The organism is Amycolatopsis sp. TNS106, from assembly GCF_019330265.1.
In the GTDB taxonomy this organism is placed as follows: Bacteria; Actinomycetota; Actinomycetes; order Mycobacteriales; family Pseudonocardiaceae; genus Amycolatopsis; species Amycolatopsis lurida.
The window spans coordinates 2,263,857-2,277,763 of record NZ_CP024972.1; the positions used below are offsets into that span (position 1 = coordinate 2,263,857).

11 protein-coding genes are annotated in these 13,907 nt (G+C 68.3%); 8 read left to right on the forward strand and 3 right to left on the reverse strand.

Translation table 11 applies throughout. The features are described 5' to 3' along the window. The first annotated feature begins 37 nt into the window (after window positions 1–37). The 4 genes from CVV72_RS10135 to CVV72_RS10150 all read left to right on the forward strand — a co-directional run bounded on the left by CVV72_RS10135 (window position 38) and on the right by CVV72_RS10150 (window position 5,251). Window positions 38–2,143: an alpha-galactosidase gene (locus tag CVV72_RS10135; RefSeq protein ID WP_219152188.1), complete on the forward strand. Its 2,106-nt coding sequence runs from the start codon at window positions 38–40 to the stop codon at window positions 2,141–2,143. A 126-nt stretch (window positions 2,144–2,269) separates the two neighbouring features. Next, window positions 2,270–3,541 (forward strand): extracellular solute-binding protein, encoded by a 1,272-nt coding sequence (locus tag CVV72_RS10140; RefSeq protein ID WP_219152189.1) that lies wholly within the window; start codon window positions 2,270–2,272, stop codon window positions 3,539–3,541. Between the two features lie 7 nt (window positions 3,542–3,548). Beyond that, window positions 3,549–4,436, forward strand: a complete 888-nt coding sequence (locus tag CVV72_RS10145) for a carbohydrate ABC transporter permease (RefSeq protein ID WP_219152190.1) — start codon at window positions 3,549–3,551, stop codon at window positions 4,434–4,436. A 2-nt stretch (window positions 4,437–4,438) separates the two neighbouring features. After that, window positions 4,439–5,251, forward strand: coding sequence for a carbohydrate ABC transporter permease (locus CVV72_RS10150; RefSeq protein ID WP_219153902.1), 813 nt, complete (start codon window positions 4,439–4,441; stop codon window positions 5,249–5,251). 149 nt (window positions 5,252–5,400) lie between these two features. Here CVV72_RS10150 and CVV72_RS10155 read toward each other — a convergent pair whose 3' ends face one another. Further along, window positions 5,401–7,038, reverse strand: a complete 1,638-nt coding sequence (locus tag CVV72_RS10155) for an ABC-F family ATP-binding cassette domain-containing protein (protein WP_219152191.1) — start codon at window positions 7,036–7,038, stop codon at window positions 5,401–5,403. A gap of 260 nt (window positions 7,039–7,298) precedes the next feature. Here CVV72_RS10155 and CVV72_RS10160 point away from each other — a divergent pair, with 260 nt between their 5' ends. Beyond that, window positions 7,299–8,075, forward strand: a complete 777-nt coding sequence (locus tag CVV72_RS10160; RefSeq protein ID WP_034306864.1) for a PaaX family transcriptional regulator C-terminal domain-containing protein — start codon at window positions 7,299–7,301, stop codon at window positions 8,073–8,075. A gap of 35 nt (window positions 8,076–8,110) precedes the next feature. Then, window positions 8,111–8,890, forward strand: a complete 780-nt coding sequence (locus tag CVV72_RS10165; protein ID WP_219152192.1) for an enoyl-CoA hydratase/isomerase family protein — start codon at window positions 8,111–8,113, stop codon at window positions 8,888–8,890. Window positions 8,891–8,894: 4 nt separating this feature from the next. Here the strand turns inward: CVV72_RS10165 and CVV72_RS10170 are convergent, their stop codons facing one another. Next, a complete protein-coding gene (locus tag CVV72_RS10170) occupies window positions 8,895–9,800 on the reverse strand; it encodes a CU044_5270 family protein (protein ID WP_219152193.1) in 906 nt (301 codons plus the stop codon). Beyond that, window positions 9,793–10,395 (reverse strand): RNA polymerase sigma factor, encoded by a 603-nt coding sequence (locus CVV72_RS10175; RefSeq protein WP_219152194.1) that lies wholly within the window; start codon window positions 10,393–10,395, stop codon window positions 9,793–9,795. The genes CVV72_RS10170 and CVV72_RS10175 overlap by 8 nt, the downstream gene beginning before the upstream one ends. A gap of 222 nt (window positions 10,396–10,617) precedes the next feature. On the opposite strand from CVV72_RS10175, the gene CVV72_RS10180 reads away from it, so the two are divergent. Both CVV72_RS10180 and CVV72_RS10185 read left to right on the forward strand, forming a co-directional pair. Further along, on the forward strand, window positions 10,618–12,834 hold the full coding sequence (locus CVV72_RS10180) for a glycosyl hydrolase family 18 protein (RefSeq protein ID WP_219153903.1): 2,217 nt from the start codon (window positions 10,618–10,620) through the stop codon (window positions 12,832–12,834). An 80-nt stretch (window positions 12,835–12,914) separates the two neighbouring features. Then, a complete protein-coding gene (locus tag CVV72_RS10185) occupies window positions 12,915–13,880 on the forward strand; it encodes a lactonase family protein (RefSeq protein WP_370641953.1) in 966 nt (321 codons plus the stop codon). Window positions 13,881–13,907 lie beyond the last annotated feature (27 nt).

Consider the following 13,907-nt stretch of genomic DNA (forward strand, 5'->3'; position numbering starts at 1 on the left):
GCTGGCCGCCGCCACCGTTCGGAGCCAGGATGACCTCGTGGCCGAGATCGTTTTCGACGAGAACACCCGTTCCTGGCTCATCAGCACGGCAGCCACGAGTTACGCGCTCAGGCTGGCCGAGGACGACATGCCCTCCCACGTGTACTGGGGCCCGAAGCTGACCACGGCACAGCTCGCCGACGTCCTTCCCCGGATGAAAGAGCGCTGGGACGCCTTCAACGATCCCAACGAGGGACTCGACGAACTCGCCGCCGACGGCGGCACCCGTTACTGGACACCCGCACTCCAGGTTCGGTTCGCCGACGGAACCCGGGCGCTCGAATGGCGGTACGTCGGCCACGACATCGACGGCGGGCGGTTGCGCGTCCGGTTCCGCGATCGCCACTATCCCCTCCGGATCACGCTCGGCTACCGCGTCCCGGAGGGCACCGACGTCATCGAGCGCTGGACCGAACTCCGCCACGCCGGCACGGAAGGCCCGATCGAGATCATCCGGGCCGATTCGGCGACCTGGGTCGTGCCGGACCGGCCGGACTATCGGATCAGCCACGTCACCGGCCGCTGGGCAGCCGAAAGCCAACTGCTCCGCGAGCCCGTCCCCCACGGCGAAACGACGTTCGGGAGCAGGCGCGGTATCACGAGCCATCACGCCAATCCGTGGGTGATGCTCGACGACGGCGAAACGACCGAGTGCCACGGCCAGGTCTACAGCGCAGTGCTCGCGTGGAGCGGTTCGTGGCGGATCACCACCACCCGCTCGTCCACCGGCCGCCTCACCGTGACCGGCGGTTTCGGCCAAGACGGCGTCATCCCCCGGCTCGCACCGGGCGACACGCTCACCACGCCGGTTTTCGCCGGGTTGTACACCGAGGGCGGATTCGGCGCCGCGAGCCGCGCCTGGCACGCGTACACGATCGGCCATGTCCTCCCGCATCCAGGCGAGCTCCGGCCGGTACTCTACAACTCCTGGGAGGCAACGGGTTTCGACGTCAGCGACGCGGGGCAACGCGCGCTCGCGAAAAAGGCGGCCGCGCTCGGCGCGGAACTGTTCGTGGTGGACGACGGCTGGTTCGGCGCCCGGAACGGTGACCACGCCGGCCTCGGCGACTGGCACGTCAACCGGGACAAGTTCCCGGACGGCCTCCAACCACTCGTCGGCGAAGTGCATCGCCTCGGCATGAAGTTCGGGCTCTGGGTCGAACCCGAAATGGTCAATCCGGACAGCGACCTCCACCGCGTCCACCCCGACTGGGTCCTCCATCATCCACATCGGACTCGTTCGGAACTCCGGCGGCAGCTGGTGCTCAACTTCGCCCGCCCGGACGTCGCCGAGTGGGCGTTCGGCACGCTGGACACCCTCGTCGGCACGCACGGGATCGACTTCCTGAAATGGGACATGAACCGCCCGTTCAGCGAGGCGGGCTGGCCCGCCGACAGCGATCCGGACCGGCTGTGGGTGGAGCACACTCGCTCCGTCTACGCGATCATGGACCGCCTGCGCGCCCGCCATCCCGGGCTGCGGATCGAGGCGTGCAGCGGCGGTGGCGGCCGGATCGATCTCGGGATCATGGCCAGGACGGACCAGGTCTGGACTTCCGACAACACCGACGCGCTCGACCGGCTCGTCATCCAGCACGGCTACGGCCAGGTGTACCCGGCGCGCGCGATGTCGGCGTGGGTCACCGACGATCCGAACTTCGTCACCCGGCGATCCACTCCGCTGCGCTTCCGGTTCCACGTCGCGATGACGGGGGTACTCGGCATCGGCGGCGACATCGTAAAGTGGTCCGAGGACGATTCGGACCACGCGCGCGAGCAGATCGCGCTGTACAAGGAGATCCGGCCGATCGTCCAGCACGGCAGGCTCCACCGTCTCGTACCGCCTGCCACCGACGGCGTCTCCGCGCTGCAGTACGTGACGGTCGACGGCGGACGCGCGGTGGTCTTCGTGTTCCGGCAAGCGGCACATTTCCACACTCATGAACGACCGGTCCGGCTCGACGGTCTCGATCCCTCCGCCCGCTACCGCGACGAGGACACCGGAAAGGTGTGGCACGGCGCCTCGCTCCTGGCACACGGCCTGTTCCCCGGTTTGCCGGAGGGAGATTTCGCCAGCGTCGTGGTCCGGTTGACCAAGGTCTGAGCACCGCGATAGATCAGATGTCTCGGCCATTTTTCGCGCCCACACCCCGCAAATGCCGCTTGACATCCCCCTAGACATCCGATCGAATGCCGTCGTCTAGGAGACCGCGAGAAGGGTGACTGGGGCATGAGAAGGTCCTTCGCGTTGAGAGCCGCACTACTCCTCGTCGCGAGCCTCACCGGATGCACCGTCGGCGGCGGGACGAACGCCTCCGGCACCGAGATCACCTTCCTCACGTTCGAGACGCCGAACCTCCCACCGTCCTATTGGGACTCCGCGATCCAACGCGTCACCGCCCGCAATCCCGGCTTGAGCGTGAAGAAACTGGTCGCCCCGTCGACCGACCGCACCGGCTACGCCAAGCAGTTGCTGCAGTCCGGCCAGTTCCCGGACGTCGCGATCGCCGTCGACTCGGCCGGTTTCGCCGAATCGGGCAACCTCTACGCGTGGACGCCCGAGGAGCTCAAGGACTTCCAGTTCCCCGCGGCCAACCCGATCAAGGGCCGGCACCACCAGCTGCCCGCCAACACCCAGACCATCCCGCCGATCTACTACAACAAGAAGCTCTTCGCCGACGCCGGGATCACGTCGGCACCGAAGACGTGGAACGAACTCCTCGCCGCGTCGGAGAAACTGAAGGCGAAAGGCATCACTCCGTTCACCATCGGCGGCGGCAAGGAGGGGTTCCCTTCCGCGATGCTGCTCGACGGCCTGGTCAGCGTCGACGTCTACGGCAGGACACCGGACTGGCTTTCCCAGCGGCGGGCCGACCAGGTCAAGTTCACCGATCCGGCGTTCCAGCAGGCGTTCGGCAAGTTCGCCGACCTGGTGGCCAAGGGCTACCTCGACAAGACCCAGGTCTCACGGGACTACTCGGCGACCGAGGCGGCCTTCCTCAACGGTGAGGGCGCGATGTACCCGATGGGCAACTGGTTCGCCGCCAGTGCCGACGCCAGGAAGCCGCCGTTCGAGATCGGCGTCTTCAACTTCCCTTCCGAGGACGGAAAACTCGTCGTGCCCGCCTATACCGGTGGCGGCATCGTCGTCAACGCGAAGTCGCGGAACCTCGACGCGGCAAGGAAGTTCGCACTCGCGTTCCAGCTCGACAAGGAGCAGATCGACGCCTCGGTCAAGGCCGACGGCCTGTTCCCCGCGATCAAGGGCTACACGCCGCCCTCCGACGTCGGCCCGGTCTTCAAGGCGGGCTACGACCTGTACCAGGAAGCCGTCGCGAAGAACGCGGTCGTGAACGCCTTCAGCTGGGAAACCGCGGACGACGGTCTCCTGCCGGGGATGAAGGACAAGGTCCACCAGGCCGCGCAGGACGTCATCACCGGCCGCAAAACGGTGGCCGACGCCTGCGCGTTCCTGGACACCGAATGGGCGAAGGCGCGCTGACACCGCGATGGGGAGAAAACCGATCCTGCCGCGGGTATGGCATTTCGCCTCGTTCGGCGCGCCCGGCGTCGTCATCTACCTCTGCTTCGTCATGGCGCCGATCCTCATCAGCTTCGGTTACAGCCTGACGAACCACAATCCGTTCAACCCGCCCGCCGAGTTCGTCGGGATCGAGAACTACCGGCTGCTGTTCCAGGACGAACAGTTCCTCACCGCACTGCGGGTCACCACGATCCTGACCGTGATCGTCGTGGTCGTCCCGAACGTGCTCGGGCTCGGCGTCGCGGTGCTGCTCGACCGGAAAGGCGTGCTGTACAAAGTTCTGCGCAGCGTGTTCTTCACGCCCGTGATCCTCAGCTCGGTCGTGGTCAGCATCATCTGGACGAAGCTGCTCGACGACCGGGGCCCGGTCAACGACGCGCTCCGCGCCCTCGGCGTCGAGCATCCGCCGGGCTGGCTTTCGGATCCGGATCTCGCGCTGTACTCGGTCGCGTCGATCGTGTGCTGGCAGATGCTGGGGTTCTGCGTGGTCGTGTACCTCGCGGGCCTGCAGGGGGTCCCGGCCGAACTCCTGGAGGCCGCGGAGATCGACGGCGCCGGACCGGTCCGGCGGTTCCGCGCGGTGACCTGGCCGCTGCTCGCGCCGTCACTGACGATCAACACCGTCGTCCTGCTGATCTCGGCGTTCAAGACCTACGACTACGTCAAGGTGGTCACCAACGGCGGGCCCGGTTCCGGGACCACGGCCACCATCGCGTTCGCTGTCCTCGCCACCGGCCTCGACGCGAACCATGTCGGCTACGCGTCCGCGATGGCCGTGGTGATGCTGGTGATCGTGGCGGCCCTGACCACGATCGTGCTGCGGTTCCTGCGGCGGCGGGAGGTGGACCTGTGACCATGAGACTCCGGCCCGCCGCGGCGATCCTGGCGAGCGCGCTCTTCGCCGTGCCGCTGTACTACGTCCTCGTCAACGTCTTCAAACCCGGCGACCGGATCGCCCAGGAGCCGGCGTCGGTCCCGCTGCCACCGACGCTGTCCAACATCCACGCCGTCCTCACCCGGCCCGACGGCCTGTTCTGGGTGAGCCTGGCGAACAGCGTGCTCGTCACCCTGCTGTCGATCATCGTGCTGACCGTGCTCTCGGCCTTGCTCGGGCATTACCTGGCGCGTTCGGGCAAGCGATGGACCAAGGTACTCACGCTGATCTTGTTGGCGGGCTTGATGATCCCGCCCCAGGTGATCCTGATCCCGGTCACCGAGGTGCTGCGGCTGACCGGGCTGATGGCGACGATCCAGGGCTTGGTGCTGTTCAACGTCGGCTACTACGTGCCGTTCGGTGTCTTCGTGTTCACCGGGTTCATCCGCGGGGTGCCGGTGGAGCTCGAGGAGGCCGCCCTGCTCGACGGCGCGAGCAGGGCACAGGTGTTCTGGCGGATCGTGTTCCCGCTGCTGCGCCCGGCCACGGCGAGTGTGCTGATCTTCCTCGGGGTGTGGATCTGGAACGATTTCATCGATCCGCTGATCATCCTCGGTCCCAGCCAGGGCACGACTATCACCACCGGGATCTACCGCTCGATCGGGCAGTACCAGGCGGATCTCGGCAGCGTGTTCGCGCTGATGTTCCTGGCGACCCTTCCGGTGCTGATCTTCTACCTGGCGTTGCAGAAGCAGTTCGTGAAAGGGCTCACCGGCGGCGCCACCAAGGGCTGACCCGTGTTCAGTCCTCCAAATGCTCAGCTGTGCCTCAGCGCCGATGTCGTGAAAGCCACTTTCGGGGCATCAGACGTCGCGAAAGTGGCTTTCGCGACAGCCGGACGTCATCCGGCCGGCAGCCTCGCCGCATTCAGTCCTCTGAATGTTCACAGCTCGGTGACCTTGCCGTCGGCGACTTCCAGCCGCCGCGTCGTCGCCACCGCGTCCAGCATCCGGCGGTCGTGCGTCACCAGCAGCAGCGTCCCCGGATACTCCGCCAGCGCCGACTCCAGCTGCTCGATCGCGGGCAGGTCGAGGTGGTTCGTCGGCTCGTCGAGCACGAGCAGGTTCACCCCGCGTGCCTGCAGCAGCGCCAGCGCGGACCGGGTCCGCTCCCCCGGCGACAACGTGGCCGCGGACCGGAGGACGTGCGCGGCCTTGAGCCCGTACTTCGCCAGCAGCGTCCGCACATCGGCGTCGGCCAGTTCCGGGACCTCGCGGGCGAACGCCTCGACCAGCGGCAGGTCGCCGAGGAACAGCTTCCGCGCCTGGTCGACCTCGCCGACCACGACACCGGAACCCAGTGACGCGGCGCCTTCGCCGACCGGGACGCGTCCGAGCAGCGCGGCGAGCAGCGTCGACTTCCCGGCGCCGTTGGCCCCGGTGATCGCGACCTTGTCCGCCCAGTCGATCTGCAGGTCCACCGGCCCGAGGGTGAACTCGCCCCGCCGCACCACCGCGCCGCGCAGGGTCGCCACGACCGCGCCCGCCCTGGGCGCGGCGGCGATCTCCATCCGCAGTTCCCATTCCTTGCGCGGTTCCTCGACGACTTCGAGCCGCTCGATCATGCGGTCGGTCTGCCGGGCCTTCGACGCCTGCTTCTCCGTCGCCTCGCTCCGGAACTTGCGGCCCACCTTGTCGTTGTCGGTGGCCTTGCGCCGCGCGTTCTTGACGCCCTTCTCCATCCACGAACGCTGCATCGCGCCACGGGCTTCGAGCGAGGCCTTGGTGTTCGCGAACTCTTCGTACTCCTCGCGGGCGTGCCGCCGCGCGACGGCACGTTCCTCCAGGTACGACTCGTAGCCGCCGCCGTAGGTCCGCACCTGCTGCTGCGCGTAGTCGAGTTCGACGACCCGGTCCACGGTGCGGGCGAGGAATTCCCGGTCGTGGCTGACCAGCACGGTCCCGGCACGCAGTCCGGTCACGAACCGCTCGAGCCGTTCCAGCCCGTCGAGGTCGAGGTCGTTGGTCGGCTCGTCGAGCAGGAAGATGTCGTAGCGGCTCAGCAGCAGCGACGCCATCCCCGCGCGGGCCGCCTGCCCGCCCGACAGCGACAGCATCGGCTGGTCGAGGTTCACGGTGAGCCCGAGATCCGCGACGACCTCGCCCGCCCTGTCGTCCAGATCTGCCCCGCCGAGCGCGAGCCAGCGGTCGAGTGCGAGGCCGTACGCGTCGTCCGCGCCGGGTTCGCCCGCGGTGAGCGCTTCGGTGGCGGCGTCGAGCGCGGCCTGCGCGGCGGTGACGCCGGTGCGCCGGGAGAGGAACGCGCGGACGGACTCACCCTCACGGCGTTCCGGCTCCTGCGGGAGGTGACCGACGGTGGCCGTCGGCGGGTTCAGCCGTACGCTGCCCTCTTCGGGCGGGACCAGGCCGCCGAGGGTCTTCAGCAGGGTCGACTTGCCCGCACCGTTGACCCCGACGAGACCGATCACTTCGCCGGGCGCGACGACCAGGTCGAGACCGGAGAACAGAACACGGTCGCCGTGGCCGGCGGCGAGATTCTTGGCAACGAGTGTGGCGCTCATGAGATCGGTAAGTCTACGGGGGCCGATTGAACAGCTCGTGGTCCCTCGGAAGAGTGGCAAGTATCCAAGCGATCACGGAACGTGGGTAACCTGGTTGTTCTTCTGGACCCGAACGAATCCCCGAGCATTGAGGTCGGTGACAGCAAATGGCGGACTCCGCCACCCCGGTCCCCGTCGTCCACCAGCAGAAAGGCGGTACCCGTAGGCCGACGTTGAGCAGGCGGCGGGAAGTCGGTCATGCCAGCGCGCGGTCGTTGCTGATGACGATCCTCGGCGAGTACGTCCTGCCCCGTGATCAATCGATCTGGACGTCGACGCTGGTCGAAGCGCTGCGCGTGCTGGACATCGAGGAGAAGTCCGCACGACAGGCGCTGGCCCGCTCCTCCGCCGAGGGCTGGGTCGTCTCCGAACGCGTCGGGCGAAGAGTGCGCTGGTCGCTCACTCCACCCGGCAGACGACTGCTGACCGAAGGCGCGGAACGGATCTACGCCTTCGGCAACGAAGAGAAGGCCTGGGACGATCGCTGGCTGATGCTGATCGTGTCGGTCCCCGAAGCGAAACGGGATCTCCGGCACAGGCTGCGCACCCGCCTGACGTGGGCCGGGTTCGGCTCGCCGGTGGCCGGCGTCTGGGTCAGCCCGGATCTCAGCCGCCAGCGGGAGGCCCAGCAGATCGTGCAGGAACTCGGCCTCGACGCGCAGGCGATGTCGTTCACCGCCGCTTACGGTGACGTCGGCGATCAGGAGACGATGGTCGCGCGGTCGTGGGACCTCAGTGACCTCAAGGACCGCTACGAGGACTTCATCGACCGGTTCACCGGTCTTCACCCTTCCGGGGAGCGCGGCGTCCTGCGCGCGCAGACCGAACTCGTCCACGAATGGCGCAGCTTCCCCTTCCTGGATCCGCGCCTTCCGCTGAAACTCCTCCCCGACGGTTGGAGCGGCGTGCGCGCGGCGGACCTGTTCCACCGCAAGCACGTCGAATGGCGACCAGAAGCACAGGCGCAATGGGACGAACTCGTGGCGGCGTCGGACTAGGGTCACGGAAAACGACCCATCGGAGGGAACCCGCCTTGGCCGCCTCGATCCGCCTCGACCGTGAAGACGACCTCGCCGTCCTGACCATCGCTTCGCCGCCGCTGAACCTCTACACGGCGGAGCTGCAGGCCGAACTGGGCGAGGCGATCGGCGAACTGGAGACCACGCCGCCGCGCGCGGCGCTGATCCGCGCCGAAGGGAAGATCGTCAGCGGTGGCGTGGACGTCTCCCTGTTCGACGCCCAGGCGAGCGCGGCCGAGGCCAAAGTGCTCTTCGACGAGATGCTGGCGATCCCCGACCGGATCGCCGCGCTCCCGTTCCCCACCGTGTTCGCCGCCCACGGTCTGTGCCTGACGTGGGCGTTCGAGGTCGCGGTCGCCTGCGACATCGTCCTCGCGAGCGAGAAGGCCAAATTCGGCCTGGTCGAACGGGTCGTCGGCCTGACCCCGACCATGGGCGGCACCCAGCGGCTCGCCGCCCGCGCCGGCGTCGGCCGCGCCAAGGAGTTCGTGATGACGGGCGCGACCTACGACGCCGCGACCCTCGAACGCTGGAACGTGGTGAACCGGGTGCTCCCGATCGACGGCTTCGACGAGGCCGTGCGCGCCTTCGCGACCGACCTCGCGCAGGGGCCGACGAAGGCGCACGCCGCCACCAAAAAGGTCCTCGAACACTACGAGCACGGCGGCGTCGCCGAGGCGAACGAGCACATCACGACGATCGCCGCCGGGCTCTTCGACACCGAGGATCTGCGCGGCGCGGTGAAGTCGTTCCTCGCCGACGGCCCCGGCAAGGCGACCTTCACCGGCCGCTGAGCCGTCAGGGCCGCTGACCGACCGCGTCCACCACGCCGGACGCGGTCACCGCGGTCGAATTCGTGCCCAGGAACTGGAAGGTGCCGGCGGCGAAGACGATCACGATCGGCTCCGCGTCCGGGCCGTCGCTGGGCTTCAACGGCCACGTGATCCCGACTCCAGGCCTTCCCGCGGCGTCGTGAGCGGTCTCCATGACCCGGAGCCGGGGCACCTTCGCCGCGGCTTCGAACAGGGCGGCGCGAGTCGCGGGCGAAAGGTAGTACCCACTCGCCAGCTCCTGGATGTCCTTGCCCATCGCGTTGTAGTCGCCGTCCTCACCGGAGTGGTGGGCGTTGAGGTAGGCGAACATCGCGTCGGCGCCGGTGGGGAGGTCACGGCGATCGCGGACGGTCGGCTCGCACGGCTCCGTGCGTCCCTTCAGCGGCTCGCCGCCCTTGTACACCTGCGCTTTCCCGTCCCGGCAGCCCGGGAGCGGCAGGAGCGATCCGTCCGCCATCTTGATCACGCCGTCCCGGGTGCCGTCGGCCGAGAACCATGATTCCCGCTCCCCCTCGGGATCCTTGGTCTTCGTATAGAGGAATTGGTCGGGCCTCGGCGGAATGGCCGGAGACTTCAGCGCGGCCGCGGCGGCGTTCCGGAGCACCGTCACGGGATCCGCGGCGGCCGCGGGAGGTTCGAGGCCGACCTGCTCGACCGGCGCCAGCGCGACGACCGCGGTGATGGCAGCGGCCAGCCCGGCCGCACCCGCCCCGGTCCAGACCCAGCGCCGTCGTTTTCGCAGCGGCACCACGTTTTCCGCTTCGGCGGCGGCGATCTCGGCCATCAAGCGCGCCCGCGCCTGGCCGAGCGCGCCGGATTCCGCGAGCGGGACCGAGCCGGTCCGCTCGGCGATCGACTGCAGCTCATCCATGGGTGGAGATCTCCTTCGAAGTCGTGGTGCCCGGGCGCCCCAGCGCCTCGGGGACCTTGCGGCGGGCGCGGTTGAGCCGCGAGCGGACGGTGCCGAGCGGAATGCCCAACGCCGAGGCCACTTCCTCGTAGCTCAGGCCTTCTCCGGCGAACAACGTGAGTGCGTCCCGGTCGCCGTCGGTGAGGTCCGCCAGCGCAGAGTCCAGCAGCTTTCCCATCGCCTCGGCGGTCACCTGCTCCGCGACGCGCTCGGCGTGCCCTTCCTCATGCGACGGCGGGCCGAGGGCTTCCCGCAGCTTCAGCTCCCTGGCCTCCTCACGACGCCGCTGCGCCACGAGGTTGGTGGCGATCCCGTAGAGCCATGGCCGGGCGTCGCGGCGCTCGGTGTCGTACCCCTCGCGTTTGCGGAAGGCCACCAGGAACGCCTCCCCCAGCGCGTCCTCGGCGGCGGCGGGGCCGATGCGCCTGACCAGGTAACGGTGGATGTGCGCGGCATGCCGGTCGAAGATCGCGGAGAACCAGTCCGGCCTGGTCACCGATCTCGCGATCAGCTCCGCGTCTTCGAGATCGTCCGGATCCGCTCCAGCTGAGCTCATGGACCGCCCTTCGCCGTTCGTCAGTGTCACCTGCTATCCGCGGCCGGGGCCGAACGGGTTCACGACCAGCCGAATCGGTCTAGACCTTTTATGCGTCCCGCGCTACATTCAAGTGTGGTCTAGACCACACGCGCCATCATTCAGAGCAGGTCAGTCTCGCCGCCTCTTTTGGAGAGAACCGCCATGAGACGCACCCGAAAACGACTACTCAGCGCACTCACCGTGACACTCCTCGCCGCCGGGCTCCTGGTAGCCGCGGGCACACCGGCTCTAGCGGCGGGCCGCCTCCGCGCCGCCTTCACCTTGGCCGGGACCACCGGCGAGTACACCGTCACGAACCCCAGCAGCGAAACCGTCGCCGACTGGTCCATCACCTTCACCGTCCCCGCCGGCGTGACCGCCACCAGCGGCTCCAACGGCACGGTTTCCCAGACGGGCAACCAGGTCACCCTCACCCCGGCGTACTACATCAAGTCCCTCGCGCCGGGCCGTTCGACCTACCCTTACAGCCCGTCGTTCCGGCTCAGCTCCGCGGTCAACCCGACCACCTGCCGGATCGACGACGCCAACTGCGACGGCTCCGGCGACACCCCGCCGTCGACCCCGGCCAACCTGCGACTCGTGGCGAAGACGACCACGACCGCCGCGCTGGCCTGGAACGCCGCCGCCCCGGGCTCCCTGCCCGTCGTCGGCTACGACGTCTACCAGGGCACCACACTGGCGGCGTCGGTCACCGGCACCGAAGCGAGGATCACCGGCCTGACGCCGAACACGGCGTACAGCTTCACCGTCGTCGCCAAGGACCGGAAGGACGCCAAGTCGCCGCCCACCCCGGCGCTGGCGGTGACCACCAACAATCCGAGTGACGACACCCAGGCACCGACCGTGCCGTCGAACCTCCGCTCGACGGCGGTCACCTCGGGCTCGATCTCCCTGGCGTGGAACGCGTCCACGGACAACACCGGCGTCGTCTCGTACGATGTCTACCGCGGCACGACCCTCGCCACCACGGTGACCGGGACGACCGCGACGGTGACGGGGCTTTCACCGTCCACTTCGTACTCTTTCACGGTCAAAGCCCGTGACGGGTACGACAACGTCTCCGCGGCGAGCGCCGCCGTCAGCGCTCGCACCGGCGACATCGTGAACGGGTACGCCCGGGTCGGCTACTTCGTCCAGTGGGGCATCTACGGCCGCCAGTTCTTCGTCAAGAACATGGTGACCAACGGATCCGCCGCCAAGCTGACCCATCTGCTGTACGCCTTCGGGAACATCGACCCGGTCAACCACACCTGCCTTTCGGGCGTCACGAAGGGCACGACGCCGAATCCCCAGGACCCGAACCAGGGTGACGGCGCCGGCGACGCGGAAGCCGACTACTCGCGGCCGATGTCCGCCGCCCAGTCCGTCGACGGCGTCGGCGACACCGGCTGGGAGACGCTGCGAGGCAACTTCAACCAGCTGAAGAAGCTCAAGGCCAAATACCCCAACCTGAAGATCCTCATCTCCTTGGGCGGCTGGACCTACTCGAAGTACTTCTCCGATGTCGCGGCCACGCCCGCTTCGCGGCAGAAGTTCGTCGCGTCGTGCATCGACACGTACCTCAAGGGGAACGTGAAGCCGTACGGCGGCGCCGGCGGTCCGGGAACGGCCGCGGGCATCTTCGACGGCATCGACATCGACTGGGAGTGGCCGGGCAGCCCCGACGGGCACCCCGGGAACCACTGGAGCGCCAACGACAAGACGAATCTGACCGCCCTGCTGGCCGAGTTCCGCACGCAGATGGACGCCTATGGGGCGACCACCGGCAAACGGTACGAACTGCAGGCGTTCACCCCCGCCGACCCGGCGAAGGTGAAGGGCGGCTGGGAGATCCCGAAGATCTTCGACTACCTCGACGTCGCGAACGTGCAGGGCTACGACTTCCACGGCTCCGGCAGCGACAACTCGTGGGAGCCGAACCGCACCGGCCACCAGGGGAACCTGTACGCCGACGCGGACGATCCGTACAACTTCAAGTTCAGTGTCGAATCGGCGATCAACGCCTACACCGAGGCCGGGGCCAATCCACGGAAACTCACCCTCGGGCTCGCCTTCTACGGGAGAGGCTGGCAAGGGGTCGCGGACGGCGGAAAGAAGGGCGAATGGCAGAGCGCGACCGGAGCCGCGCCGGGCCAGTTCGCCGAGGAAGCAGGTACTCGTGGCTACGCGAATCTCCTGGCCAGTGTCCCCAACTGCGCCGTCCAGCACGACACCGCGGCCGTGGCCACGTCGTGCTACACGGGCAACGGCGGGCAATGGTGGACCTTCGACGACGCCTGGTCCATCCAGCAGAAGGTCGCCTGGCTCAAGACCAGAGGACTGCTCGGGGTCATGGCCTGGGAGATGTCCGGTGACACCGGATCCCTCATGACCACAGTGGACAACTCGCTGAAGTGACGGTTCCCTCGCGCGTGGTGCGCCACGCGCGAGGGGCTTCACCTCCACCCCGGCTTGCCGCACAGTGTGCTTCGTGACTTCTGCGGACGACGACCGGACTCTGCTCGTCACCGGCTCCTACACGGCGGCGAGCAACGGCAGCGGCGGGTTCGCTCGCGCTGGACTCGCCGAGCCGGCTGACCCCGCATCCCGGGCTTCCCGTGCTCTATGCCGTGAACGAAACGGCCGAAGGCGCGATCACCGCGGTGGCCGTCAGCGAAGACGGCACGCTGTCGGCGCTGAACTCACTGCCGACCGGCGGCGCGGATCCGTGCCATCCGGCGATCACTCCCGATGGCCGGTATCTGTTGTGCGCCAACTACAGCGGCGGCAGCCTGGCCGCTTTCGCGCTGGACCCGGATGGAGTGCCCACCGTGCGAACGGCGCTCGCCCAGCACCGGGGCAGCGGCCCGAACACCGAACGACAGGAGTCGGCGCACGTCCACATGGCCGTCGTCGACGAAAGCGGGACACTGGTCAGCGCGGTCGATTTGGGCACGGACGAGATGCGCAGCTACCGCCTCGGCGAGGAGGGCGAGCTGATCCCCGTGTCGGTGTCGGCGCTGCCCGCCGGGACCGGCCCTCGGCAACTGCTCCGGCGCCCCGGCACGAACCACGCGTACGTCGTCGGCGAACTGGCCGCCTCGTTGATGACAGTGCGGGAAGAGCCGCCAGGCACGTTCACCGTCGAGAACTCCGTTCCCGCGACGTTCGAACCCGGCGGCGAGAACCTCCCGGCACAACTCACGCTGCACGAAGACCGGCTGTTCCTGTCGAACCGTGGCCCCGAGCGGCTCACGGAGTTCACCTTCGATGCCGCGCTTCCCCAGGCCGTCGCCGACCACCGAACCGGCGCGTGGCCCCGGCACTTCTCCTTTGTCGGCGAGCATTGTTATGTCGCGGCACAGAACGCGGACGCGATCCAGGCCTACGAACGCGCGAACTGGCGCCTGATCGGCAGCTATCCGATCGGCAGCCCGGCCTTCGTCGGCCCTTGGCCGCACTGACACGTTCAGCCCACTGAACGAACTGGG

Coding starts and splice junctions, on each gene's coding strand:
- CVV72_RS10140 (WP_219152189.1), top strand. CDS start 2,270: ATGAGAAGGTCCTTCGCGTTGAGAGCCGCACTACTCCTCGTCGCGAGC.
- CVV72_RS10160 (WP_034306864.1), top strand. CDS start 7,299: ATGACGATCCTCGGCGAGTACGTCCTGCCCCGTGATCAATCGATCTGG.
- CVV72_RS10170 (WP_219152193.1), bottom strand. CDS start 9,800: ATGGATGAGCTGCAGTCGATCGCCGAGCGGACCGGCTCGGTCCCGCTC.
- CVV72_RS10175 (WP_219152194.1), bottom strand. CDS start 10,395: ATGAGCTCAGCTGGAGCGGATCCGGACGATCTCGAAGACGCGGAGCTG.
- CVV72_RS10155 (WP_219152191.1), bottom strand. CDS start 7,038: ATGAGCGCCACACTCGTTGCCAAGAATCTCGCCGCCGGCCACGGCGAC.
- CVV72_RS10150 (WP_219153902.1), top strand. CDS start 4,439: ATGAGACTCCGGCCCGCCGCGGCGATCCTGGCGAGCGCGCTCTTCGCC.
- CVV72_RS10145 (WP_219152190.1), top strand. CDS start 3,549: ATGGGGAGAAAACCGATCCTGCCGCGGGTATGGCATTTCGCCTCGTTC.